Origin of the sequence: Ruminococcus sp. 210702-SL.1.03, from assembly GCF_020559915.1 — a bacterium.
Taxonomy (GTDB): domain Bacteria; phylum Bacillota; class Clostridia; order Oscillospirales; family Ruminococcaceae; genus YE71.
Window position 1 is genome coordinate 1 of the sequence record NZ_JAJCLZ010000074.1, and the last position, 2,197, is coordinate 2,197.

General features: G+C 41.1%; 1 protein-coding gene and 1 pseudogene. Both read left to right on the forward strand.

Going from position 1 to position 2,197, the window contains the following annotated elements; genetic code table 11:
• Positions 1–14: 14 nt before the first annotated feature.
• Positions 15–467 (forward strand): annotated as a pseudogene (locus LI114_RS13340) (restriction endonuclease subunit S); the annotation flags it as partial.
• Between the two features lie 657 nt (positions 468–1,124).
• Positions 1,125–2,060 (forward strand): site-specific integrase, encoded by a 936-nt coding sequence (locus LI114_RS13345; protein ID WP_195221319.1) that lies wholly within the window; start codon positions 1,125–1,127, stop codon positions 2,058–2,060.
• The last annotated feature ends 137 nt before the right edge of the window (positions 2,061–2,197 follow it).

Sequence of the window (2,197 nt, forward strand, 5' to 3'; positions counted from 1 at the left end):
CTCCCTGTTTTTTTATGCTTGTTTGTGCTTTTTCCTGGGAACAGCGTAAGCTGTCAGACTTAATAATTGAGTACAAAGAAACTGTTGATTCTGAATGTGATTTACCTGTGCTAACGTCGTCTAAAACAGAAGGTGTTGTTTTGCAGGAAGAACACTTTGGACGAAAACAGCAACATGATATAACAGGCTACAATATTCTGCCAAGAGGCTACTGCACATATAGAAACAGAAGCGACGGAGTCGACTTCACATTTAACATCAATAAGTGCTGTGATAAGGGCATTATTAGCAAATTCTATCCTGTTTTTTATGGCAATAATAGTGACGTGTTCTTTATCTCGTTAGTATTAAATCACAGCGAAGAAGTTGTACACGAAATAGGTTATACTTGCACTGGAACTGGTCAAAAAGTATTGTCATTTTTAGACCTACTGAAAATGCACATTACTGTCCCTTCATATGATGAACAAAAGAAGATAGCAAGCTATTTTGAACAGCTTGACACCCTTATCACCCTTCATCAGCGTGAGTGTTTTTCATTCGATTTTGGCAGTCGGAGTGCTAAAGTCGCTCAAAAAACAATTTCTTGGGAACAGCGTAAGCTGAATGAATACCTTACTGTCTCAACAAAAAAGAACACCGAAGATAAGTATGATAAGACTGATGTCTTGTCTGTTTCAGGTGAAGTCGGAGTAGTTAATCAGATAGAATTTCAGGGTAGGAGTTTTGCTGGTGCATCAGTTTCAAATTATGGTGTTGTAGAAACAGGTGATGTAGTATATACGAAGTCACCTTTGAGAGCAAATCCTTATGGCATAATTAAAGCAAACAAAGGAAAATCGGGCATTGTATCAACTTTGTATGCGGTCTATAAAACCATTCAAGGTACTGCAAATGCAGATTTTATTGAATGCTATTTTGACCTTGATGATCGGTTGAATATGTACCTAAAACCGCTTGTGAATATAGGTGCAAAACACGATATGAAGGTTACAGATGAAAACGCACTTAAAGGCGGAGTATTGTTCCCAAGTTATGAAGAACAATGCCAAATTGCAGACTTTTTCAGTCGCCTTGACACCCTTATCACCCTTCATCAGCGTGAGCCGCCAAAGGAGGATAAGATTTTGAACGATATAAAAACGGATACTCTGTTCCATGAGTATTACTGTCAGTGGCTGGTTATATATAAAGAAGGATCGGTCAGGGGCGTAACAATGCAGAAGTATCACCTGACCGCTGAATGGGTGAAGAAACTGATCCCCGATGTAAAACTCTGCGATTTTGACAGAATCACATATCAGCAGCTCATCAATGATTATGCTGAGACACACGAGCGCCAGACCACTATGGATTTTCACCATCAGCTCAAAGGAGCTATCCTTGATGCAGTTGATGACGGCTTGATCGCCCGTGATCCCACTCGCAAGGTTATCATCAAGGGCAAGTCTCCCAACGATAAAAAGAAGAAGTATCTCAGCCGTTATGAGCTTCAGAAGTTGCTTACAAGCCTGGACCTGAACAGCGGTTTGAATATGGATTGGCTTATTCTGCTTATTGCTAAGACCGGTATGCGTTTTTCCGAAGCGATTGCAGTAACGCCTATGGACTTCGATTTCACTCATCAGACGCTTAGTGTTAATAAGACTTGGGACTATAAAGGCGAGGGCGGTTTTCAGCCTACCAAGAACAAGTCCTCGGTCAGAAAGATTCGCCTTGACTGGCAGACGGTAGGACAGTTCTATGCAATCGTAAGAGAGCTGAATGATACTGCCCCTATCTTTGTTTCAAAAGAAAAGAAGATTTACAACTCTACTCTCAACGATGTGTTGGAAAGACATTGCAAAGCTGTCGGAATCCCTACTATTTCCGTTCATGGACTTCGCCATACACACGCATCGCTTCTCCTGTTCGACGGTGTTTCAATCGCCAGTGTTGCACAGAGACTCGGACACTCAAGCATCAATACTACACAGAAGACCTATTTGCACATCATCAGAGAGCTTGAAAACAAGGACATTGACCTCATCATGAAGTCGATTTCCAGTTTGCTCGACTAAGTACATAAATAATGCGGTTTACGCTGGTTTCCCTTAAAGGGCATGACGCTCAAAACGTCATGTCCTTTTTTATTTGGCTTATGCTGATGAAGGGTGATAAGGAAATCAAGGTTACGGAAATAGTCTCCGATTTTCTG